12 protein-coding genes are annotated in these 24,771 nt (G+C 75.7%); 11 read left to right on the top strand and 1 reads right to left on the bottom strand.

Annotation, left to right across the window (positions count from 1 at the left end):
• Position 1 precedes the first annotated feature (1 nt).
• From UW392_RS56215 to UW392_RS56195, 5 genes are all read left to right on the top strand, one after another.
• Entirely contained in the window at positions 2–223 is a 222-nt protein-coding gene (locus tag UW392_RS56215; RefSeq protein WP_320783237.1) for a ferredoxin, read from the top strand.
• Between the two features lie 68 nt (positions 224–291).
• A complete protein-coding gene (locus tag UW392_RS56210) occupies positions 292–1,878 on the top strand; it encodes an ABC transporter substrate-binding protein (RefSeq protein ID WP_320783236.1) in 1,587 nt (528 codons plus the stop codon).
• The gene (locus tag UW392_RS56205; protein ID WP_320783235.1) at positions 1,875–2,825 is read left to right on the top strand and encodes an ABC transporter permease; all 951 of its coding nucleotides are present in this window, start codon (positions 1,875–1,877) and stop codon (positions 2,823–2,825) included. Before UW392_RS56210 ends, UW392_RS56205 begins: the two co-directional genes overlap by 4 nt.
• On the top strand, positions 2,822–3,679 hold the full coding sequence (locus UW392_RS56200; protein WP_320783234.1) for an ABC transporter permease subunit: 858 nt from the start codon (positions 2,822–2,824) through the stop codon (positions 3,677–3,679). The genes UW392_RS56205 and UW392_RS56200 overlap by 4 nt, the downstream gene beginning before the upstream one ends.
• Positions 3,676–5,373 carry an ABC transporter ATP-binding protein gene (locus tag UW392_RS56195; RefSeq protein WP_320783233.1) on the top strand — a complete coding sequence of 566 codons (1,698 nt, stop codon included), beginning with the start codon at positions 3,676–3,678 and terminating at the stop codon, positions 5,371–5,373. The genes UW392_RS56200 and UW392_RS56195 overlap by 4 nt, the downstream gene beginning before the upstream one ends.
• 77 nt (positions 5,374–5,450) lie before the next feature.
• On the opposite strand, the gene UW392_RS56190 is transcribed toward UW392_RS56195, so the two are convergent.
• On the bottom strand, positions 5,451–7,073 hold the full coding sequence (locus UW392_RS56190) for a (2,3-dihydroxybenzoyl)adenylate synthase (protein ID WP_320783232.1): 1,623 nt from the start codon (positions 7,071–7,073) through the stop codon (positions 5,451–5,453).
• Between the two features lie 198 nt (positions 7,074–7,271).
• Here UW392_RS56190 and UW392_RS56185 point away from each other — a divergent pair, with 198 nt between their 5' ends.
• From UW392_RS56185 to UW392_RS56160, 6 genes are read left to right on the top strand one after another with little or no spacing between them, the layout of a single operon-like run.
• Complete coding sequence (locus UW392_RS56185) at positions 7,272–14,066, top strand: non-ribosomal peptide synthetase (RefSeq protein WP_320783251.1); 6,795 nt, start codon at positions 7,272–7,274, stop codon at positions 14,064–14,066.
• Complete coding sequence (locus UW392_RS56180) at positions 14,063–19,588, top strand: non-ribosomal peptide synthetase (protein ID WP_320783231.1); 5,526 nt, start codon at positions 14,063–14,065, stop codon at positions 19,586–19,588. Before UW392_RS56185 ends, UW392_RS56180 begins: the two co-directional genes overlap by 4 nt.
• Positions 19,585–20,736 (top strand): saccharopine dehydrogenase NADP-binding domain-containing protein, encoded by a 1,152-nt coding sequence (locus UW392_RS56175; protein ID WP_320783230.1) that lies wholly within the window; start codon positions 19,585–19,587, stop codon positions 20,734–20,736. Before UW392_RS56180 ends, UW392_RS56175 begins: the two co-directional genes overlap by 4 nt.
• Positions 20,733–22,676: a Gfo/Idh/MocA family oxidoreductase gene (locus tag UW392_RS56170; RefSeq protein WP_320783229.1), complete on the top strand. Its 1,944-nt coding sequence runs from the start codon at positions 20,733–20,735 to the stop codon at positions 22,674–22,676. The genes UW392_RS56175 and UW392_RS56170 overlap by 4 nt, the downstream gene beginning before the upstream one ends.
• On the top strand, positions 22,673–23,878 hold the full coding sequence (locus UW392_RS56165; RefSeq protein WP_320783228.1) for a cytochrome P450: 1,206 nt from the start codon (positions 22,673–22,675) through the stop codon (positions 23,876–23,878). Before UW392_RS56170 ends, UW392_RS56165 begins: the two co-directional genes overlap by 4 nt.
• Positions 23,875–24,681, top strand: a complete 807-nt coding sequence (locus UW392_RS56160) for a thioesterase II family protein (RefSeq protein WP_320783227.1) — start codon at positions 23,875–23,877, stop codon at positions 24,679–24,681. Before UW392_RS56165 ends, UW392_RS56160 begins: the two co-directional genes overlap by 4 nt.
• The last annotated feature ends 90 nt before the right edge of the window (positions 24,682–24,771 follow it).

Genomic DNA, 24,771 nt, shown 5'->3' with positions numbered 1-24,771 from the left:
CGTGGCTTCGGAAGACCGGATCTCCGGTGACGAGGAGATCGGCGCGGACCGGGAACGGTGCGTGGGGGCCGGGCAGTGCGTGCTCGCCGCGCCGGACGTCTTCGACCAGGACGACACGGACGGACGCGTACGCGTCCTCGAACCCCGGCCCCCGGCGGCCCGTTCGGGCGCCGTGCGCGAGGCCGTGCGGGCGTGCCCGTCCGGAGCGCTCTCCGTCCGGTAGCGCGTGCTGCGCCCGCACGGCCCGCCCACGTTCCCGCCGGTCAGTTCAGCATGACGTCAAGGAGAAGCATGTCCAGACAGTTCGATCGCCGTACCTTCCTGCGCCGCGGCGCGGCGGGAGCCGCGGCCCTGGCGGTGGGACCCGGGCTGCTGGCGGCGTGCTCCACCGACGACCCCGGGACCGGCCGTGACTCCGCGCCGGGCGCCTCGCCCCGCTCGGGCGGCACCCTGCGCGCCGCGTTCGTCGGCGGCGGCGCCTCGGAGACGCTCGACTTCTTCAACGGCCCCTCCGCGCTGGACCTGGTGCGGGCCCGCGCCTGGCACGGCACCCTCGGCAACCTCGACCCGGACGGCGCCGACGGCGTGCGGTACGGCGTGCTCAAGGGCATCGACATCGCCGACGACCTGTCGTCCTACACCCTGCACGTGCGCCCCGGCGTCCGCTTCACCGACGGCTCCGCGCTGACCTCCGCCGACATCCTGCACTCGCTCGGCGTCCTCGCCGCCAAGAGCACCCTGCCCGTCTACCGGCTCGCCGCCGCCAACTTCGACCTCGCCCGCGCCGAGGCCGACGGTGACCTCAAGGTCGTTCTGCCCACCCTGAAACCCATCGCCGACGGCCGCATGATCCTCTGTCAGGGCAACTTCCTCGTCGTCAAGGACGGCACCGAGCGCTTCCACGAGGCGATGCCCAGCTGCGGCCCGTTCCGGCTGACGGAGTTCACCGCCGGACAGGGCTCCGCGTTCGAACGCTACGACGACCACTACGGGCACGTGCCCCACCTGGACGGCCTCGAACTGCGGTCGATCGCCGACTCCACCGCCCGCGCCGGCGCCCTCACCGGCAGAGACGTCGACTTCGCCCACGACCTCTCACCCGTCACCGCGCGCACCCTCGGCGACGGCGGCGCGACCCGGCTCGTCCCGACCGAGAGCCCCTACCTCGTCGGGCTCTCCTTCCAGCTGAACATGGCCACCGCGCCGTTCGACGACCCCCGGGTGCGCAAGGCGTTCAAACTCGCCGTCGACCGACAGGCCATGGTCGACACGGTGTTCTACGGCAACGCCGAGATCGGCAACGACCTGCCGTCCCTGGGCTTCCCCGACTACGCCGACAGCCTGCCCCAGCGCGCCCACGACCCCGAGGAGGCCCGCAGGCTGCTCAAGGCGGCGGGCGCCGACGGAATGGAGATCCGGCTGACGACCGGCCCCGAGACACCCGGCATGACGGAGACGGCAGCCCTCTTCGCCGAGGACCTGAAGGCGGTCGGCGTCCGGGCCTCCGTGCGGGAACTGCCCGCCGGACAGCTCTACGCCGACTACCCCGCCTACGCGGCGCTGCCGCTGGCCGGCGCCTACCAGATGCCCGTCCCGGCGCTCTCGACGTACCAGATGAACACGGCGGGCGGCGCGGTGTCGGCGTTCGGCTGGGACGAGACGGCGACCGACGCCCTCGTCGCGAAGGCCCGCGCCACCGCCGACCGGACCGAGGCGGCGAAGCTGGGCACCCGGGCGCAGCGCACCCGCTGGGACGACGGCAACCAGGTGCTCCCGGTCTTCAAGCCGAACCTGAACGCCCAGGCGGCCGGGGTCCGCGGGATACGCGACGACCTCTTCGAGCAGTTCCCCGGCTTCTCCCGGGCGTCCCTGGCGTGAACCTGCTCGCGTTCGCCGGCCGCCGCCTCGCCGGGGCGGCCGTCCTGCTCGCCGTCCTGTCCGCCGCGGTCTTCGCGGCCACGGCCGTCCTCCCCGGCGACGCCGTCAGCGCGGTCGCCGGCACGGACGCCACCACGGAACAACGCGCCGACGTACGGCACGAGCTGGGGCTGGACCGGTCCGCCGCCGAGCGGTACGCCTCCTGGGCGGCCGACGCGCTGCGAGGAGACCTGGGCCGGGGCTTCGTCGGCGAGCGCCCGGTGAGCGAGGTCCTCGCCACCCGCCTCCCCGACAGTTTGCTGCTCGCGGGGCTGACGCTCGCGGTCACCGCACCCCTCGCCACCCTCCTCGGCCTGTGGACCGGGCTGCGCGGCGGCGCCGCCGACCGCCTGGTCTCGACCGGCGCGCACATCCTCGCCGCCGTACCGGAGTTCGTCGTCGCCGCGCTGCTCACCGCCGTACTGGCGGTGGGTCTCGACCTCCTCCCGCGGGTCTCCGTCATCCCCCTGGGCGGCACCCCGCTGGACGTGCCGCGCGCCCTGGTCCTGCCCGTCCTCACGCTCAGCGCGGTCGGTCTCGCGGTCGCCACCCGGCTGCTGCGGGTCTCCGTCGCGGACACGGCGGCCACCCCGTACTGCGAGGCGGCCCGGCTGAACGGGGTGCGCGGGGCACGGCTCGCGCTGCGGCACGTCCTCCCCAACGCCGCCGGCCCCGCCGTACAGGCACTCACCCTCACCACCGGGGCCCTGGTCGGCTCCGCCGTGGTGGTGGAGAACGTCTACGACTACCCGGGCATCGGACGGGAGCTGCGGCTCGCCGTCGCCGCACGGGACGTACCGATGGTGCAGGGCATCGCCACCGCCCTCGTCGCGGTGATGCTCGCGGTCCTGCTGCTGGGCGACGTCTGCGCGCGCCTGCTCGACACCACCGGGAGGAACGCCCGATGACCACCGTGGCGACCCCGCGGCGGCGCGACCGCCCGCCCGGCCCGCGCGCGCCGCGCCGCCCTAGGCCGCCGCTGCTCCTCGGCGCGGCCACGCTCCTCCTCGTCCTGCTCGCCCTGCTGGGTCCGCTCGCCGCGCCGTACAGTCCCACCGCGCGGCTGGCGGCGCCCTTCCAGCGGCCGGACGGCCACTTCCTCCTCGGCACCGACGTGCTGGGCAGGGACGTGGCGAGCCGGGTGCTGGGCGGGGGGCGGACCGTCGTGCTCACCGCGCTCGCCGGGACCGCGGCCGCCGGCGCGGTCGGGACGGCCGTCGGTGTCCTCGCGCCCATGGTCTCCCGCCGGCTGGGCGACCTGGCCGTGCGCTGCGTCGACGCCCTGGCCGTGCTTCCGGCGCTCCTGATCGGCCTCGTGCTGGCCGCCGGGTTCCCCGGCAGCGGCGCGGCCGTCGTCGCGGCCGTGGCCCTGGCCACCGCCCCCTTCTCCGCCCGGGTCCTGCGGGCCGCCGCGGACACCGTCCTGACCAGCGGCTACGTCGAGGCGGCGCGAGCCAGGGGAGACACCCGGCGGGCGGTGTTCCGGTACGACGTGCTGCCCAACATCGCCGGACCGGCCCTCGCCGACACCGCGCTGCGGCTGGTCGCGTCCCTGCACCTCACGGCCACGGCGGGCTTCCTCGGCCTCGGCGCGGGCGGTGCCTCGCCCGACTGGGGCCGCATGGTGAGCGAGAACGCGCCCGGAGCGACCCTCGCGGCCGTGCCGTTCCTCGCCCCGGCCGTGCCGCTCGTCCTGCTGTCGGTCTGCGTCGGCCTGCTGGCCGCGAGACTGGCGGACCTGGTGGGACGGGGGACCGTATGAGGACCGGTCGGACCGGCCGTCCCTCCCCGGCCGGTCCGGTCGCCGAGGTCACCGGGCTGACGGTCGCCGAGGTCACCGGGCTGACGGTCGGACCCGTGGCCGGCGGGCCGCCCGTCCTGCGGGACATCGGCCTGTCGCTGCCGCGCGGACGCGTACTGGGCGTCGTGGGCAGGTCGGGTGCGGGCAAGAGCAGCCTGGCGCACGCCCTGCTGGGACACGTCCGCCCGGGACTGGAGGTCCGGGGCGGCACCGTCCGGGTGGCCGGCCTCGACCCGTTCGACCGCGCGGGCGCCCGTCGGCTGCGGGGGCGCGTGGTGTCGTACCTGGGACAGGACCCGGCCTCCGCGCTCAACCCGGCGCTGCGGATCGGCTCGCAGATCGCGGAGGCCGTGCGGCTGCGGTCCCCTTCCGCCTTCGTCGGACGGTCGGCCGATGTCCGGGCCCGGGTGGAGGAGTTGCTGCTGTCCGTGCGGCTTCCGGCCGACCGGGCGTTCCGGCGCCGGCTGCCGGGTGGGCTCTCGGGCGGTCAGGCCCAACGCGTGGCCCTCGCCCTCGCGTTGGCGGGAGCGCCCGCCCTCCTGGTCCTGGACGAGCCGACGAGCAGCCTGGACACGGTGCTGGCCGCCGACATGCGGCGGCTGCTGGGAGAGATCCTGGCGGACGGGGGCCGTTCGGCGGTGCTGGTCGGCCACGACCCGGAGTGGGTCGCGGCCGTCGCGGACGACGTGATCCGGCTGGACACGGGCCGGTTGAGGGCGACGGGCCCACTTCGACGGGCGGCCCCGGCGAGCGCTCCCGTCGCCCCGCGCCAGAAGAACGAAGCGGTGCTTGCCGGGGAAGCGGCGCTTGCCGGGAAGGGGGTGCCTGTCGGGAAGGGGGTGCCCGTCGGGGAAGGTGTGCCCGCCGACGGTGGCCTGTTCGTACGGGGAGTGCACGCCGTGCACGGTCGGCGTCTCCCCGTTCTCCGGGACGTCTCCCTCGCCGTCCCGCCCGGCTCGTGCACCGCGGTCGTCGGTCCCTCGGGGTCCGGGAAGACCACTCTGGCCCGGTGTCTCGCGGGACTCCACCGGCCCGCGCACGGCACCGTCGAGTGGCGGGGACCCGCCGCCGGGCGCGAGACGACCGGCGCTCCGGTGCAACTCGTCGCGCAGGACGCGCGCGGTGCGCTCAACCCGCGGGAATCCGTCCGCACCGCCCTCGTACGCGCCCTCAGTGGAGTGGGACGCCGGAGTGCCGAGGACGCGGCGCGCGAGGCGGCGGAGCTGCTCGCCCTCGTAGGGCTGGAGCCGGTACTGCTGCCGCGCCGGCCGGGGGAGTTGTCCGGCGGCGAGCGGCAACGTGTCGCGCTGGCCAGGACGCTCGCCGCCCGGCCGAGTCTCCTGGTCTGCGACGAGGTCACCTCGGCCCTCGACCCGGAGACGGCCGACGCGGTCCTGGACCTGCTGGACTCGCTGCGCGGGACGCTGGGACTGACCGTCGTCCTGGTCACGCACGACCTGGCAGCCGCCGCCCGGTACGCGGACCGGGTCGTCGTCCTGGACGAGGGGCGTGTGGCCGAAGCCGGCCCGGTGGCCCGGGTGCTGGCCGATCCGGCGCACCCGACCACCCGCCGCCTGCTGGCCGCCCGCGCCGACCACCCCGTGCCCACCGTGCCCACCGTGCCCCCCGTGCCCCCCGAGCCCGAGCCGCGCTGAAGAGGACGAAGGAGGCGGGCCCGGCAGCGGGCCGACCGCGCCGGCCCGCCACCGCGCACCCGCCCCGGCCACCCGTCTCACTCCCGCGGCAGCCTCCTCAACGCCGCCTTGTCCACCTTGCCGACCGCGGTGAGCGGCAGTTCGGGGACCTGCACGACCTCGTCCGGCGTCTTGTAGCCGGCGAGCCCCCGCTCCCGCAGATGGGCGGCGATCTCCCGGGTGCCGGGAGCCGTCCCCGCGCAGACCACGAAGGCGACCGACCGCTCACCCCACCGCTCGTCCGCGACCCCGACGAGGGCCGCCGCGGTGACGGCCGGATGCGTCAGCAACTGCTCCTCCACCTCGACGGCCGGGATCTTCTCCCCGCCCCGGTTGATCTGGTCCTTGATGCGCCCCACCACCACGAGGTGTCCGGTCGGCAGCCGCCGCACCACGTCACCGGAGCGGTAGTGGCCGTCCGGGGTGAAGGCCGTACGGTTGTGCTCCTCGGCGCGGTAGTAGCCGCGCAGCGTGTAAGGGCCCCGGGTGAGCAGCTCGCCCTCCGTGCCGTCCGGTACCGGCCTGCCCGCCGCGTCCACCACGAGCACCTCGTCGTCCGGCGAGGCGGGCCGGCCCTGCGTACCGCGGACGAGTTCCTCGGGATCGTCGAGCCGCGTGAGGTTGACGAGCCCCTCGGCCATGCCGAACACCTGCTGCACGGTGGCGCCGAGCGCCGGTCCGAGCGTACGGGCCCGCTCCTGCGGCAACCGCGCCCCGCCGACCTGCACCACCGCGAGGCTGCCGAGGTCCCAGGAACCGGTGGCGGCCTCGTCCGTCCAGTGCGGGACGAGCGGCGGGGTGAGCGAGGTGAGGGTCACCCGCTCCCGCTCGACGAGGGCGAAGGCCGTCTGCGGGCTGGGGTCGGGCGCGACGACGACGGTCCCGCCGGCCATGAGCGTCCCCAGCACGCCGGGGCAGGCGAAGGCGAAGTTGAAGCCGAGGGGCAGCACGGCCAGGTAGACGGTGCGGTCGTCGAGCGCGCAGACCTCGGCGCAGGCACGGGCGTTGTAGGCGTAGTCGTCGTGGGTGCGCGGGATCAGCTTGGGCAGCCCCGTGGTGCCGCCGGACAGCAGCAGGAGGGCGATGTCCCCGGGGTCCGCCGGGTCCGTGAGGGGCGCGGACGGTGCTGTCGCCCGCAGTGTCCCGAAGGGCACGAAGCCGTCGTACGGCCCGGTGTCGCCCACCACGACGACGTGCCGCAGCGGACCGTCCGGCCCGAGCTCCGCCCGTACGCCGTTCATCAGCTCCCGGTGGTCGAACCCGGCGTGCCGGTCGGGCACCACGCAGGCCACGGCGCCGGCCAGCCGCACCAGGTGGCCGATCTCCCGGCGCCGGTGGCCGGGCATCGCGTGCACCGGCACCGCGCCCAGGCGCTGGAGCCCGAACCAGACGAGCAGGAACTCGGCGCGGTTCGGCAGCTGGAGCACCACGCGGTCGCCGCGTCCGATGCCGAGCCCGCGCAGTCCGGTGGCGACGCGGTCGGCCTCGGCGTCCAGTTCGGCGTAGGTCCACCGGCGGTCGCCGTCGACCAGGGCGACGCGCCCGCCACGTTCGGCGCCCGCCGCCCGCAGCCGGGCGCCGAACGTCACGCCCTGCCAGTGCCCGGCGGCGCGGTAGCGCGCCGACTCGGCCTCGGGCCAGGTGGGTCGGGTCTCGGTCATGGAGTTCCGCCTCTTCTCGACGACGTCACGGGGACGGGGCCGCGGGCTCTGGCGCCGGGCCGCGTCGTGTGACTACGATGTGAATGATAGAAATGATAATCATTTCTATCTTGGCGTTCTCCCCTCCCCTCCCTCCTCTCTCTCCCTCCTCTCCCGACCGGAAGGTCCACAGCAGTGAGCGATGAAACAGCCGTCGACATGGCCCGAACGGTGCGCGAGGCGGTGGCCCGCGCGCTGGACGTGGCGCCGCACGAGCTGGACGACGACCGCGACCTCTTCGAACTCGGTCTCGACTCACTGCTGTTGATGTCCCTGGTCGGCGCCTGGCGCCGCGAGGGCCGCGCGGTCACCTTCCAGGACCTCACCCACGTACCGACGGTGAACGCCTGGGCCGCGCTGCTCGGCGGCACGCCGCGCGACGCCGCCCCCGCCGCGCCACCGGCCGCCCCCGTACCGGAGGACGACGGCACCTTCCCGCTCGCGACCATGCAGCACGCCTACTGGATCGGACGGCAGGACGGGCAGCCGCTCGGCGGCGTCGCCGCGCACTTCTACGTCGAACTCGACGGCCACGACGTCGACCCGGCCCGCCTCGGCACCGCGCTGCGCGCCCTGGTCCGGCGGCACGGCATGCTGCGGGCCGTCTTCGACGACGAGGGCCGCCAGCGCTACGGCGACCACGGCCCCGGCGCGTCGCTGACCGTCCACGACCTGCGCGCGCGTACGCCCGAGGACGCCGCGTCCGCACTCGACGCGCTGCGCGAGCGCAACACCCACGCCCGCACCGACCTCACCGCGGGCGAGGTGTTCCGCGCGGCGCTCTGCCTGCTCCCGGACGGCGGGACCCGGCTCCAGATCGACCTGGACATGATGGCCGGTGACGCGCTGAGCCTGCGCGTCCTGCTCGCCGACCTCCGGCACTTCTACGCGTGTCCCGACGACCCGCCCCGCGACCTCCCCCTCGACTACCGCCGCTACCTCGCCGAGCACGGGACCCGGCGCCGGGCGGAACGCGAGCGGGACGCCGCCTGGTGGCGGGAGCGGCTGCACGAACTGCCGCGCGCTCCCCGCCTCCCCACCACCGTCGACCCGCTCACCCCGGTCGCCGCGCACGACACCGCGCTCACCCACTCCCGGCGCCTGCACCACTGGCTCGGCCCCGACGACAGGGCGGCGCTGGTCGACACCGCCCGGCGCCACGGCCTCACCCCCGCCGCCGCGCTCGCCACCGCCTTCGCCGAGACCGTCGCCGCGTGGAGCGACAGCCGCCGGTTCCTGCTCAACCTGCCGCTGTTCGACCGGGAGCTGTTCGTCCCCGAAGTCGCCGGGCTGGTCGGTGACTTCAGCAGCTCGGTGCTGCTCGACGCGGACCTCGGCACGGCCCTGCCGTTCTCCCGGCAGGCCCGCCGTCTCCAGGACCGGCTGCGGGAGGGCATCTCCCACGGCGCGTACGGCGGCGTCGAGGTGCTGCGCGACCTCGCCCGCGCCGAGGGCTCCCCGGTCCTCGCCCCCGTCGTCTACACCAGCGCGATCGGGCTCGGCGAGATCTTCGAGCAGGACGTCCAGAAGTCCTTCGGCCGACCCTCCTGGATCATCTCGCAGGGCCCGCAGGTGTACCTCGACGCGCAGGTCACCGAAGCCGACGGCGGTCTCCTCCTCAACTGGGACGTGCGCGACGGGGTGTTCGAGCCCGGCGTGCCCGACGCGGCGTTCGACGCCTACCGCCGGCTCGTCACCCGCCTCGTCACCGACCCCGGCGCCTGGGCCCGACCGGTGGACGGCCTGCTGCCGCCCGGCGTCCTCGCACGGCGCGCGGTCGCGGCCCTGCCGCCCGTCCCCGTCCCGGACCGCGCTCTCCACTCCCGTTTCTTCCGGCTGGCGGAGACCGAACCGGACCGCACGGCAATCGTCCGGACGACCACCGACACGGCGGCCACCGTCACCTACGGTCGACTCGCCGACGCCGCCCGCCGTATCGCCGCGCACCTGCGCGACCACGGCGTCCGGGAGGGCGACACCGTCGCGCTGACCCTGCCCAAGGGCGCCGGCCAGATCACCGCGGTCCTCGGCATCCTCGCCGCGGGCGCCGCCTACGCCCCCGTCGGCGTGGAACAGCCCGAAGTCCGCCGGCGCCGCATCCACTCCGTCGCCGGCGCCCGCGCCGTACTCACCGACCGGGCGCACGCGCCGCTCTGCGCGGACGTCACCTCCGTACCGGTGCTCCTCGTCGAGGACGCGGCGGACGCCCGGCCCGCGCCCGTGGCCGAACCGGACCCGGAACGGCCCGCGTACGTGCTCTTCACCTCCGGCTCCACCGGCCGGCCCAAGGGCGTCGAGGTGCCGCACCGGGCGGTCGTCAACACCGTGGAGGCGATGGCGGAACAGCTCGGGCTCACCGCCGACGACCGCACCCTCGCGCTGTCCGCACTCGACTTCGACCTCGCCGCCTGGGACATCTTCACCCCCCTGTCCCTGGGCGGCCGGGTGGTGACCGTGGACCAGGAGCACCGCCGCGACGCCCACCACTGGGCGGAGCTGGTCCGCGCGCACGGGGTGACGCTGGTGCAGTGCGTGCCCGCCCTGCTCGACCTGCTGATGGCCGCGGGCGAGGACACCGGCGGCCTCGGCACCTCCCTGCGCATGGTGCTGCTCGGCGGCGACTGGGTCGGGCTCGACCAGCCCGCCCGGCTCCGCTCCCTCGTTCCCGGCTGCCGCTTCGTGGCGCTCGGCGGCATGACGGAGGCGGCGGTCCACTCCACGGTCTTCGAGGTCGAGGAGACCGACCCGGCCTGGCGGTCCGTGCCGTACGGGGTGCCGCTGCGCAACATGCGGGCCCGGGTGGTGGACGACCGGGGCCGGGACCGCCCCGACCTCGTCCCCGGCGAACTGTGGATCGGCGGCCCCGGCGTGGCGACCGGGTACCGGGGGGACCCGGAGCGCACGGCGGAGCGCTTCGTCGACCACGACGGCGAGCGCTGGTACCGCAGCGGCGACCTCGCCCGCTACCGGCCCGACGGGGTACTGGAGTTCCTCGGCCGAGCCGACCACCAGGTGAAGATCGGCGGCCACCGCGTCGAACTCGGCGAGATCGAGTCCGCCCTGGAGGACGACCCCGCCGTGCGGCACGCGATCGCCGTCGTCCTCGACACCCCCGTACGCCACCTCGCCGCGGCCGTCTCCGCCCGCGGTGAGGCACCCGGCGAGGCCCCCGGCGAGGCCCCCGTGCCCGGTGCCGTCCGCGACCGTGCGGCGGAGCGGCTGCCCGCCTACATGGTTCCCGAGCGGATCCTGGTCCTGGACGCCCTGCCGCTGACCGCCAACGGCAAGCACGACCGGGCGGCGGTCCGCCGGGCCCTCACCGACTCCGCGGGCCGGGACGCGCCCCGGCTGTCCCCGCCGGCCGGTCCGGTGGAGACCGCCGTCGCCGCCGTCTGGGCCGAACTGCTCGGCGTGAGCGAGGTCGGCCGCGAGAGCGGCTTCTTCCTGGCGGGCGGCGACTCCCTCGTCGCGACCCGAGTGATCGGCCGGCTGCGCGGCGCGGGATTTCCCGGCGCCCGGGTCGCCGACCTCTTCGCCCGCCCCGTGCTCCGGCAGTTCTGCGCGACGCTGAGCCCCGCGCCGGCGGCCGGCGGACCCCCGCCGCACGTCCTGGTCCCGGACCCGGAGCACGCGTACGAACCGTTCCCGCTGACGGACGTACAGGCCGCCTACCACGCGGGCCGCGACCCCCGGTTCACCCTCGGTTCCGTCGGCACCTGGCACTACACGGAGTTCGACGGCACGGACGTCGACCTCGGCCGGCTGGAGCGCGCCTGGAACACCCTGGTCCGGCGGCACGGCATGCTCCGCGCCGTCGTCGAGGACGGGCACCAGCGCGTCCTGCCCGACGTGCCGCCGGTGCGCGTGGAGGTGACGGACGCCCGCGCCACCGGCACCGACGAGGCGCTCGCCGCGCTCCGCGACCGTCTCTCCCACCAGCTCCGCGACCCCGCTCGGTGGCCGCTGTTCGCCGTCGAGGCCGTGCGCTACCAGGACGGCGGCACCGCCCGGACCCGCGTCGGCATCGGCCTGGACTACCTCGTCCTCGACGCCCTCTCCCTCACCACCCTCTACGCCGAACTCAGCACCCTCTACGCCGACCCGGAGCACGGACTCCCGCCCGTCGACGTGTCGTTCCGCGACTACCTGACCCGCCGTCCCGCCGACCCCGCCTCGGCCGAGCGCGCCCGCGCCCACTGGCGGACCCGGCTGGCGGAACTGCCGCCCCCGCCCGCCCTGCCCTACGACCGGGACCCGGCCACCCTCGACACCCCCGTCTTCACCCGGCGCCGGCTCACGCTGCCCGCCGAGGAGTGGGCAGCCGTCAAGCGGACCGCGGCCCGGCACGGCCTCACCCCGTCCACCGTCCTCCTGGCGCTGTACGCGGAGATCCTGGCGGTGTGGAGCGGCACCGACGCCGTGACCGTCACGCTCACCCTCTTCAACCGGCGTGACGTACACCCCCACATCCACCGCGTCCTCGGCGACTTCACCTCCCTGTCCCTCGCGGGCCACCGGCGCGACGGCGCGTCCTGGCTCACGGCCGCCGCCGCGCTCCAACGCCGGCAGGCCGAGGACCTCGACCACGCCGACGTGCCGATCGACTGGCTGCTGCGGGAGTTCGGCCGGCGCACCGGCACCGTGGACGCCGCCGCGCCCGTGGTGTTCACCAGCGCCGTCGGAGTCGGCGACGCGACGCTCGCCGTACCGGGCACCGGCTTCCCCGGGAAGGTCTGGGGCATCTCCCAGTCCCCGCAGGTCACGCTGGACAATCAGGTCACCGAGGAGTCCGGCGCGCTGGTCGTCACCTGGGACGCGGTGGAGGAACTCTTCGCCGAGGGCGTGCTGGACGCGATGTTCGACGCCCACGCGCGGCTGCTGCGGCACCTCGTCACCGCCGACTGGGAGGCACCGCTGCCCGACCCGGTGCCCGCCGCCCAGTACGCGCGACGGGCCGCCGCCGCCCGCGCGTCCGCCCTGGACCCGGTCGCGCCCCGCCTCCTGCACGAGACCTTCTTCACCCGCGCGGCCGACCACCCCGAGCGCACCGCCCTGGTCACCACGGCGGGGGAGGAGACCACCCACGGCACCCTCGCGGAACGGGCGCTGCGCACCGCCGCCACGCTCGTCGACGCGGGCGTACGGCCGGGCGACCTGGTCGCCGTCACCCTGCCCAAGGGCCCGGAGCAGATCGCCGCGGTCCTCGGCGTCCTCGCGGCCGGCGCCGCGTACGTCCCGCTCGGCCCGGAACAGCCCGCCGCCCGCCTGGAACGGGTCCGCGCCACCGCCGGGTTCCGGATCGTCCTGGGCGACTGGCCCGGCCCGGGGCCCCGGACCCTGTCCTTCCCGGACACCCAGCGAACGGCACCGCTGCGGGCGCCGTACCGGACCCTCCCCGACGCGCTCGCCTACGCCGTCTTCACCTCCGGGTCCACCGGCGAGCCCAAGGGCGTCGAGATCACGCACGCCGCCGCCTGGAACACGGTCGCGGACATCAACGCCCGGCACGGCATCGGCCCCGAGGACCGTGTCTTCGCCCTGTCGGCCCTCGACTTCGACCTCTCCGTGTACGACGTCTTCGGGCCGCTCTCCGCGGGCGGTTCGCTGCTGATACCCACCGAGGACCAGCGCCGGGAGCCCGCCCGCTGGCCCGAGCTGCTCGACCGGTACGGCGTGACGGTCTGGAACACCGTCCCCGCCCTCCTGGACCTGCTGCTCGACGCGGACGGACCCGGCCGTGGCACGCGGGGGCTGCGCACCGCGCTGGTCTCCGGCGACTGGATCGGCCTCGACCTGCCCGCCCGCCTCGCCGACCGCACCGCGCGGCGCTGCGCCTTCGTCGCCATGGGCGGCGCGACGGAGGCCGCGATCTGGTCCAACACCCTCACCGTCACCGAGGTGGACCCCCGCTGGACGTCCGTCCCCTACGGCCGCCCCCTGACCGGGCAGCGCTACCGGGTGGTCGACGCGGACGGACGGGACTGCCCCGACTGGACCCCCGGCGAACTGTGGATCGGCGGCGCGGGCCTGGCCCGCGGCTACCTCGCCGATCCCGTCCGCACCGCCGAGAAGTTCGTCGTACGGGACGGGGAACGCTGGTACCGGACGGGCGACCTGGGCCGGTTCCGGGCCGACGGACTCCTCGAATTCCTCGGCCGCCTCGACAGCCAGCTGAAGATCGCCGGCCACCGCGTCGAGGCCGGCGAGATCGAGGCCGCGCTGGAGAGCCACCCCGCCGTCACCCGGGCCGCGGTGGTGGCGGTGGGCGAGCGCACGGCGAAACGCCTGGTGGCATTCGCCGCCGTACGACCCGACGCCGACCGCGCGTCGGCGTCCGGCGGTGGCCGTGTGTCGGTGTCCGGCGACGGCCGCGCGTCGACACCCGACGACCACCGCGCGTCGACACCCGATGACGGCCGCGTGTCGCCGCCCGGCGACGGCCGCGTGTCGCCACCCGACGACCACCGCGTGTCGCCGCCCGGCGATCACCGCGCATCGGTGTCCGGTGACCACCGCGCGTCGCTGGCCGAAGAGCTTCTCGGGCTGGTCGCGGAGGCGGTTCCCGGGTATGCCGTTCCGTCCCGTGTCCGGACGCTGGCCGCCCTGCCGCTCACCGCGAACGGCAAGGTGGACCGCGGCGCGCTGGCCGCCCTGGCCGGCCCCGGACCGGCCGCCACCGGTGCCGAACCGCCGCGCGGCGCCACCGAGGAGGCCGTCGCCGCGCTCTGGCGGGATGCCCTGACCGCACCCGCGACGGACCGCCACGCCAACTTCTTCACCGCCGGCGGCGACAGCCTCTCCGCGCTGCGCTTGCTCACGGCGGTCGAGCGCCGATTCGGAGCCGCCGTGCCCGTCCGCCGCTTCTTCGCCACCCCGACCATCGCCGCGCTCGCCGCGGACCTCACCCGAACGCTCGCGGCCGACGCGACCGACTACGAGACCGGAGAGCTGTGAACATCGCTGAACTGCTGGCCCGCTACGCCGACGACGGCGTGAAACTCTGGGTCCAGGACGGGAACCTGCGCTTCCGCGCCCCCCAGGGCCGGCTCACCGACACCCACCGGGCCGAACTGCGCACCCACAAGGACGCCATCCTGCGGCACCTGACGGCCGGGGAACCCGTACCGCGCGCCGACCCGGCCGCCCGCCACGACCCGTTCCCGCTCACCGACCTCCAGGCCGCCTACCTCGTCGGCCGCACCGACGCCTACGCCTACGGCGGTGTCGGCTGCCACGCCTATGTCGAGCTGGACTACCCCGAACTGGACGCGGACCGCGTCACCGCCGTGTGGCGGGAACTGGTCCGGCGGCACGACATGCTCCGCGCCGTCGTCCACCCCGACGGCCACCAGCGGGTCCTCGCCGACGTGCCGCCGCTCGCCGTCCCCGCCGACGACCTCACCGCGCTCCCGGCCGCCGACGCCGACACAGAGGTGGAGCGGACCCGAGCCCGGCTCTCCGCACGGCAGGCGCCCACCGACCGCTGGCCGCTCTTCGACGTCCACGTCAGCCGGACCGCCCGGCGGGCCGTGCTCCACCTCTCCTTCGACATGCTCGTCGTCGACCACGCCGGCCTGCGCATCCTGCTCGCCGAGTTCCAGCAGCGCTACGACGGCGCCGCCCTCCCCGAGCCGCCGGCCGTCACCTTCCGCGACCACGTCCTCGCCCGCCGCGCCCGCGCCGGCACCGACGGCCACGCCCGGGACCGCGCCTACTGGACCGACCGGCTCGACACCCTGCCGTCCGCCCCCGAACTGCCCCTCGCCGAACCGTGGGAGACGGCCGTGACGGGCGCGCCCGCACCCGGCGACACCGTGTCCTTCCGGCGGCTGGAGACGCTGCTGCCCGCCACCGACCTGGACCGGTTCGCCGAGCGGGCCGCGCGGCGCGGCCTCACCGTGTCCACGGCCCTGCTCACCGCGTACGCCGAGACGGTCGGCCGCTGGTCGCGGACCGACCGCTTCACCCTCAACATCCCCACCGTCGACCGGCCCGGCCCGCACCCGGACACCGGCCGCCTCGTCGGCGACTTCACCTCCCTGGAACTGCTCGCCGTCGACCTCACCGCCCCGGCCGGCTTCGCCGAGCGCACCAGGGCCGTCGGCGAGCGACTCCTCGAAGACCTCGCCCACCCGCTGTTCACCGGCTCCGAGGTGCTCGCCGAACTCTCCCGCCGGGCCGGCGCCCCGGTCCTCATGCCGGTCGTCTTCACCAGCGCCCTCGGCGGGGGCGGCACCACCGCCGGGATACCGCCCGAGGTGACGTACGCCGTGACCCGGACCCCGCAGGTGTGGCTCGACTGCCAGGTCATGCACCGGGGCGACGCGCTGAACCTGTCCTGGGACATCCGGGAGGGCGCCCTCGCCCACGGGGTGGCCGAGGCCATGTTCGACGCCTGGACGGCCCTCGTACGGCTCCTCGCCGCCGACGGCGCGCCCGGCGACGCCGCCTGGGACGCACCGGCCGAGATCCCGCTCCCCGAGGAGCAGCGGGCCCGCCGGGACGCGGTCAACGCGACCGCCGGACCGCTGCCGGACGCCCTGCTGCACGAACCCGTCCTCGCGCGGGCCGTGACCACGCCGGACGCCATCGCCGTCCGGACACCCGGCACGGCGCTCACCTACCGGCAGCTCGTCGCCCGCGCGCACGGCGTCGCCGAGCGGCTCACCGCGGCCGGGCTGCGGCCCGGGGAGCCCGTGGCCGTCTGGGCGGACAAGGGCTGGGAGCAGGTCGCCGCCGTCCTCGGCACGCTCGTCGCGGGCGGCGCGTACCTGCCCGTCGACACGGCCCAGCCGCCGGCCCGCCGGGACACGATCCTCGCCGACGCGGGCGTCCGCACGGTCCTCACGCAGTCCTGGCTCGCCGAGGCCGACGACCTCCCGGCGTCGGTGTCGGCCGTCGCCGTCGACCTCGTCCCCGAAGGGAGGCCCACCGCCGCCGTCCCCCGGCGCGACCCCGACGACCTCGCCTACGTCATCTACACCTCGGGCTCCACCGGCACCCCCAAGGGCGTGATGATCAGCCACCGCGGCGCCCTCAACACCGTCCAGGACATCAACCGCCGCCACACGGTCACCGAGCACGACCGTGTCCTCGGCATCGCGGGCCTCGGCTTCGACCTCTCCGTCTACGACCTCTTCGGCCCCCTCGCCGTCGGCGCCACCCTCGTGCTGCCCGCCGCCGACCGGCGCGGCGACCCCTCCCACTGGGCGGAACTCGTCCGCGACCTCGGCGTCACGGTGTGGAACTCCGTCCCCGGCCAGCTGCACATGCTCTGCGACTGGCTCGGTTCCGAACCCCCCGCCGGCGACAGCCCGTTGCGCCTCGCGCTCATATCCGGCGACTGGATACCGGTCGCCCTGCCCGACCAGGCCCGCGCGCTGCTGCCCGGTCTGGAGGTCGTCTCGCTCGGCGGCGCCACCGAGGGCTCCATCTGGTCCATCGCCCACCCGGTCGGCGAGGTCGACACCACCCGCCCCAGCATCCCGTACGGCACCCCCCTGACCAACCAGACCTTCGCCGTCCTCGACCGGCGGCAGCGGCCACGGCCCGAATGGGTGCCGGGGGAGCTGTACATCGGCGGGGCCGGTGTCGCCCTCGGCTACCTCGGCGACGAGGCGCGCACGGCGGAGCGGTTCCTCACCGACCCGGCCGGCGGGGGGCGGCTCTACCGCACCGGGGACCTCGGCCGGTACCTGCCCGACGGCACCATCGAGTTCCTCGGCCGTGAGGACGCCCAGATCAAGATCCGCGGCTACCGCGTCGAACTCGCCGAGGTGGAGGCCGCCGTACAGGCCCACCCGGCGGTCGCGGCGGGCGCGGTCGTCGTCGACGACTCGGCGGCGGGAGGCCGGCGGCTCGCGGCGTTCGTGGAGACGGCACGGCGGGACGACGAGGGAGTGCCGCCCGCGCACAGCGCGGCCGCGACCGGCCCCGCGCGGGCGCGCGCCGCCGCCGCCGACGCCGTGCGGAACGCGTCCGCGGGCGTCGACGGCGACCGGCTGGACGCGTTCCTGACCGCCCTCGACGACGTGGCGCTCGGCGAGATGACCCGGGTCCTCACCGACAGCGGCGTCTTCGCGGACGGCGCCGCCCGCACGGAACGGGAGGTGGGCACGGCGCTGCGGGCCACCCCCCGCCACCGGCACATCGTGCGCCGCTGGCTGCGCGCCCTGGCCGCCCGCGGCCTCCTCGTCCACCGGGACACCGACGACACCTACGCCGCTCCCGTGCCCGTCCCCGCGGCCGAACTGGAGCGCCGCCGACGGCTCGCCGCCGACCTGGAGGGCGAGATCGGCTGGAGCTCCGAACTGCTGGCCGTGACGCGCACCTGCGCCGAGCGGCTGCCCGAACTGGTCGCCGGCGACATCGGCATCCGCGACCTGCTCTTCCCCGGCGCGGCCACCGACGCCGCCGACGCCGCGTACCGGGACAACCTCGCCATCCGCCACCTCAACCACGCGGTGGTCGCCGCGCTGCGCGAGCTGGCCCAGGCCCACACCGGCGAGGAGCGGCTGCGCGTCCTGGAGGTCGGCGGCGGTGTCGGCGGCACCACCGGCGAACTGGTGCCCGTCCTCGCCGAGTACGGCGTCGACTACCTGTTCACGGATGCCTCGGCCTTCTTCCTGGGCGAGGCCCGCGAGCGGTTCGCCGACCACACCTGGGTCCGCTACGGGCGCTTCGACGTGAACGAGGACCCGCGCGCCCAGCACCTGCTCCCCAACACCTTCGACGTCGTGGTGTGCGCCAACACCCTGCACGCCGCGGCCGACGCCGACGCGGCCGTGGGCCGGCTGCGGGAACTGCTCGTCCCCGGCGGACAGCTCGTCTTCGTCGAGAACACCCGCGACGAGAACCTCCCGCTGCTGGTCTCCATGGAGTTCCTGGAGGTCGCCGGCGGTCCCTGGACCGACGTGCGCGAGCACACCGGGCAGTCCTTCCTCACCCACCCGCAGTGGCGCGAACTCCTCACCGGACACGGCGCGTCCGACGTCATCTCGCTGCCCGCGGCCGGGGACCCCCTCGCCCGCACCGGTCAGGAGGTGTTCCTCGCCACCCTGAAGGGCGACCGGCACCACGTCCCGACGGGGGAGCTGGCCCGCACGGCGGCCACCCGGCTCCCGGAGTACATGCTCCCCTCGGTCTGGCAGGTCGTCGACGCCCTGCCGCGCACCGCCAACGGCAAGACCGACCGCGCGCTCCTCACGTCCTGGCTGCCCCGGGAGAGCGCACCGGCCGTCGCCGACGAACAGCCCAGGGACGAGCTGGAGAGGAGCCTCGCCGGCCTGTGGGCCGAACTCCTCGCGGTGCCCGGCGTCACCCGCGACGACGACTTCTTCGACCTCGGCGGCGACTCGCTGCTGGTCGCCCGCATGGTGGGCCGGCTCCGCGAACGCGTCCCCCGAGCCGCCGACCTGGAGTGGGAGGTCGTCCTGCGCCACATGCTGCGCCGCCCCACGGTCGCGGGCCTCGCCGCGTTCCTGCGCGACCTGACCGGCGCCGAGGACCCCACGGCGGGAGAACCCGTCCGCACGGACCCGGTGATCCACCTGCACGGCACCCGCTCGCCCGACGAGCCCACGACCGTCCTCGTGCACGCCGGAACCGCCACGATCATGCCGTACCGGGCGCTGATCACCGAGATCAGGCGGCGCTCGCCCGGCCTCGCCGAGGTGGTGGGCGTCGAGGTCCCGGACCTCGACCGATTCCTCGCCGCCCCGCCGGACGGACTCATCGAGCAGCTCGCGGCCGACTACGCGCGGGCCCTGACGGCGGACGGCCGCACCCGCTTCCACGTCGTCGGCTACTGCCTGGGCGGCCTCATCGCCACCGAGGTGGCCCGCAACCTCGCCGAGTCCGGCGCGGAGGTCGAGAGCCTCACCGTCATCAGCAGCCACAGCCCCCGCTTCCGCCTGGACGACGAACTGCTCGCCGAGTACTCCTTCGCCGTCATGATGGGCATCGACCCCGCCGGCCTCGGCTTCCCGGCCGACCAGTACCGGGTGGCCGCCGCGGCCGACGCCGTCCTCTCGGGCAGCCCCGGAATCCTCCCCGACGGCGGACTCGCCGCGCTGGACGAGGAGTTCGAGGACGTCGCGGGCCGCTTCCGCACCCTCGCCGACGTCCCCCGCACCACCCGCATCGCCCGCATGTGCGAGGCGGTCCCCGCCTCCGCCGGGACCTACGCCCCCGACCACATGACCCGCCTCTTCCGCGCCTTCCGGCAGAGCGTCTTCGCCATCACCCGCTACACCGCCGAGCCGTACGCCGGAGACATCACCTTCCTGCGGCACGACGGCGCCTACCCCTTCCCCGGCAGCAAGGACGCCGTCACCGCCTACTGGGCCGACCTCACCCTGGGCGACCTGGACATCGTCGACATCGGCGGCGACCACTACAGCTGCCTCTCCGTCGAACACGCCCCCGGCATCCTCAAGACCCTCGCGGAGCTGACCCAGGGGGCGATCACCCGATGACCAGGCCCCTGATCGGCGTCCTCGGCGCCTCCGGAGCGGTCGGCCGGGCCGCCGTACGCGAACTCCGCGCCCTCGGGCACACCCGGCTCCGCCTCGGCGGACGCACCACCGCCGCCCTGCGCGCGGTGGCCGACGAGGACCCCGCCGGCCACGCGGGGACCGTACGGGCGGACGCCACCGACCCGGACGGCCTGCGCGCCTTCACTGACGGCTGCCACACGGTCCTCAACTGCGCCGGCCCCACCTACCGGCTCCGCGCCACCGTCGCCTCGGCCGCGCTCGCCGCCGGCGCGCACTGCGTCGACGTCGCCGGTGACGACCCGGCCGCCGAGGACCTCCTCGCGGCCGGCGACCCCGCCCACGACGGCCGCACCGTCGTCCTGTCGGCGGGCGCCCTGCCCGGCCTGTCCAGCCTGCTGCCCCGCTGGCTCGCCGGACAAGGACTCGACGGCGCCTCGGCGCTGACGGCGCACTGCGGCGGACTGGAGAGCTGCTCCCCGACGGTCGCCCGCGACCTGATGCTCTCCCTCACCTCCGGCGGGGCGTCCGGCGCCGCCTACGGCGAGGCCCTCGCCGCCGTCCGTGACGGCCGGCGCGTCCCGCGCGCCCTGCGCGCCGACGAGGACACCGCGGTCGACGGCTTCCCCGGCCGGGTGGCCGTGCAGCCCTACCTCAGCGGCGAGAGCGAACGCCTCGCCGGGGCCCTCGGCCTTGACCGGCTCGACTGGTACAACGTCCACCCCGGTCCCCGCGTCCGCGCGCTCCTCACTCTCCTGCCGGGCAGCCTCGCCGCCGGTGAGGACCCGGCGGAGCTGGCCGAGCGGCTGATCCTCGCCGCCGGCCTCGACCTCGCCGGCCGCACGCCGTACTACGTCATGGATTTCGCCCTTTCCGGCACCGCGTCCGGCCGGCCCGCCACGTCGGGACTCACCCTGCGCGCGGCCAGCAGCTACCGGCTCACCGCGGCCGTGGGCGCGCTGGCGGTGGACGCCGTACTGCGGTCCGAGGTCCCGCCCGGTGTGCACTTCGCCTGCGACGTCCTGGACCCCGGCGCCGTGGTGCGCCACCTGCGCGACACGGGCGCCGCCGAGCTGCGGCTCACCGGCGCGGCGACCGTCGCGGACCAGGTGGAAGAGGGTGTGCTGTGACCGGCCCGGCCCCCTTCCGCGTCCTCGTCTGCGGTACCAACTTCGGCCGCTTCTACGCCGAGGCGGTGCACCGGCGTCCCGGATACGAACTGGCCGGCATCCTCAGCCGGGGTTCGGCAGCGTCCCGGGCCTACGCCGGGCGGCTCGGCGTCCCGCACTTCACCGACCCGGGCGACCTGCCCGACGGCGTCGACGCGGCGTGCGTGGCGGTGAGTTCGTCGATCTCCGGCGGTCAGGGCTCGGAGCTGGCCAGGGCCCTCATGGACCGGGGCATCCACGTACTGCAGGAACACCCCGTCCACCTGACCGAGCTGACGGACAACCTCAGGCACGCCCGCCGCCGAGGTGTGCGGTACCGGCTGAACACCCACTACCCGCACGTCGCTCCGGTGCGCGCGTTCATCGACGCGGCCCGGCGGCTCGTGGCCCGGCAGCGGCCGCTCTTCGTGGACGCCGCCACGCCGGTCCACCTCATGCACCCGCTGGTGGACATCCTCGGACAGGCCCTGGGCAGCCTGCGGCCGTGGCGGTTCGCGGACCCGGCGCCGCTGCCCGACGGACCCGGGCCGCAGCCGCTGCGGTCCCTGCACGGCGTGTTCGCGGGCACGCCCCTCACCCTTCGGGTGCACCACCAACTCGACCCCGCCGACCGGGACAACCACGCCCTGCACTGGCACCGGGTCTCCGTCGGCACGGAAGGAGGAGTCCTCACCCTGGCCGACACCCACGGCCCGGTCCTGTGGAGTCCACGGCTGCACATCGGACGCGACGCCGACCGGCGCTTCGTCCTGGACGGGCCGGGCACCGGCCGTCTAGGGGCCGCCACGACGTCCGTCGTCGGCAATACGGGCACGTTCCGCACGGTCTTCTCCGACCTGTGGCCGCAGGCCGTCGGCCACGCCCTCGACGGACTGCGGGAGGCGGCGCGCGGAGGCGGCGACGCCCTGCGCGCCGGCCAGTACGACCTGGCGGTGTGCCGCGTCTGGACCGACCTCGCGGCACGGCTCGGCCCACCGGAGCTCGTACGACCGGGCACGCCGTCGCCGCTGGCGGTGAGCGACCTGTTCCCGGCACACGAACGCCCGCCGGAGGCCGCCGGTACGGTCGCCCCCTCCCGCGAGCCGGACCGTCCGCGGGACCCCGCCCCGTACAGTCCCTCCGCGGAGTTCTTCGACCTCGTCGCCGCCGGGCACACCGCGACCGCGAGCGCTCCGGCGATCGCCGAACTGCTCGCCGACGCCGATCTGAGCGCCGGGCCGGTGGTCGACATCGGCGCCGGCACCGGACTGCTCGTCGAGGCCGTGGCGCGGGCCCGGCCCGACGCGGAGATCCTCGCCTGCGAACCGGCGGTCGGCATGCGCGCCGTACTGACCAGCCGGGTCTTCAGCGACCCGGACCTGCGGTCCCGGGTCACGGTCACCGCGGACGCCGCGCCCGACCTGGACCTCCCCGACCGGATCGGCGCCGTCCTGCTCTGCGGTGTCCTCGGCCACCTCGACGCCGCCGCCCGGAGGCGGCTGTGGCGGCGGCTGAACCGGCGGCTGGCCCCCGGCGCCCCCGTGGTCGTCGAACTCATGCAGGTCGAGGCGGCGTTGACCCTCCCGGAGACCCGCCTCGCCACCGCCACCGCCGGACGGCAGCGCTACGAGTGGTCGTTCGGCGCAGTACCCGACGACGCCGACGACGCCGACGACGCCGACGACACCGGGGACGGCGCGCTGCGCCTGCGCTCCACCTGGCGCGTCTACCCGGCCGCCGACGCCACCGAGCCCGTGCGCGAGATCCACGACACCTACCGCTGGACGCCGTTCGGCCTGGCGGACGTGGTCGCCGAGTCCGGCCTGACCGCCCGCCCCCTGCCCACCCGTCCCGGCGCACCGCCGCTGGCCGTACTCACCCGCCCCGCACCCCCGACCACCACCGACGAGGACCATCGATGAGCACCGACCCGTCCGCCCCGCGCGACTTCCCGATCCGCCGCGGCTGTCCCTTCGCCGCGCCCGAGGAGTACGGCGCGCTGCGCGCCGAGGACCCGGTCGCCCGCGTCACCCTGCCGACCGGCAAGGAAGCCTGGGTGGTGAGCCGCTACGACGACGTCCGTGAACTCCTCGCGGACCCGCGCGTCAGCGCCGACATCCGCCGGCCGGGCTTCCCCGCCCTGGGGGAGGGCGAGCAGGAGGCCGGGGCCCGCTTCCGGCCGTTCATCCGCACCGACGCCCCCGAACACACCAAGTACCGGCGCATGCTCCTGCCGGTGTTCACGGTGCGCCGGGTCCGCGCGATGCGGCCCGCCGTGCAGGCCCGCGTGGACGAGATCCTCGACGCCATGCTCGCCGCGGGCGGCCCGGCCGACCTCGTCGCCGCCTACGCCAACGCCGTCTCCACCTCGGTGATCTGCGAACTGCTCGGCATCCCCCGGCAGAACCTGGAGTACTTCCGGGACGTCACCCGGATCTCCGGCTCCCGGCACAGCACCGCCGAGGAGGTCTCCGGGGCGCTCGGCGGTCTCTTCGGGCTCCTCGCCGAAGTGGTCGACCGGCGGCGCGAGGACCCCCGCGACGACCTCATCTCCCGGCTCGTCACCGACCACCTGGTCACCGGCGACGTGACGACGGACCAGCTGCTCTCCACCCTCGGCATCACGATCAACGCCGGCCGGGAGACCACCACCAGCATGATCGCCCTGAGCACGCTGCTCCTCCTGGAGAGGCCCGAGCTGGCGGCGGAACTGCGCGCCGATCCCTCGCTGATGCCCGCCGCCGTGGACGAGCTGCTGCGCGTGCTGTCCGTCGCCGACTCCATCCCGCTGCGGGTGGCGGCCGAGGACATCGAACTGTCCGGCCGTACCGTCCCCGCCGACGACGGGGTCATCGGGCTCCTCGCCGGGGCCAACCACGACCCCGAGCGGTTCGACGACCCCGGGCGGGTCGACTTCCACCGCACCGACAACCACCACGTCGCCTTCGGGTACGGCGTGCACCAGTGCGTCGGGCAGCACCTGGCGCGGCTGGAGCTGGAGGTCGCCCTCGGGACGCTGATCCGCCGCGTCCCCACGCTCCGCCTCGCCGGGGACCGGGACGAGGTCGCCTTCAAGGACGACTCGGCCACCTTCGGCCTCGAAGAGCTGATGGTGACCTGGTGACCGCCCCCTCCCCGCCGGACAGCCGGTGGATCAGACGGTGGAGCGTCGGGCCCGCCGCCCGGTACACCCTGGTCTGCCTGCCCCACGCGGGCGGCAGCGCCACCTTCTACCGGCCCTGGGCGGCGCTGCTGCCCCCCGAGGTGGAACTCCTCGCCGTCCAGTACCCGTGCCGCGAGGACCGCCTGGAGGACTCGGAGATCACCGGCATGGGTGAGCTGGTGGACGCGGTCGCGGACGCCGTGACGCCGCTGCTCGACCGGCCGTACGTTCTCTTCGGACACAGCATGGGCTCCGCCGTCGCCTGGGAGCTGGCCCGCGAGCTCGCCCGCCGCGGGGCACCGGGCCCGCGCCGCCTCTTCGCCTCGGGCCGGGCCGCCCCCGGCACGGCGGTGACCGGAGACCTGCACCGCCAGAGCGACGCCGTGCTGGACGCGGAACTCAGCCGGCTCGGCGGCACCGGCCGCGAGATCCTCGACGACCCCGGGCTGCGCGCCCTGGTCCTGACGGCCGTACGCCACGACTACCGCGTCGTCGAGACCCACCGGCCCGCCCCGGGACCCCCGCTGACCTGCCCGGTCCATGTGCTGACCGGCGACGCGGACCCCGAACTCGGCACGGCGCGCGCGGGTGACCGGGCCGGCGGCTGGGCCGGCCTCACCACCGCCCGCACCGAGGTACGGGTCTTCCCCGGCGACCACTTCTACCTCACCCCGCGCCGCCGCGAGGTGGTCGCCACCGTCCTGCGCCGACTGGACCCCTCCCTGACCACGCGCGGCGCACGCACCTGGCCGAGCACCCCGTGAGCCACCTGGCCGAGCACCCCACGAGCCACCAGGCCGTCCCCGCTCCCGCCCCCGCCCCCGCTCCCTCTCCGGGAGCCCGACGAGACCGCC

It is taken from the genome of Streptomyces sp. CRN 30 (assembly GCF_034105845.1).
The sequence above is the reverse complement of the archived record's forward strand: the minus strand, read 5'-3'. Positions and strand labels throughout refer to the sequence as shown.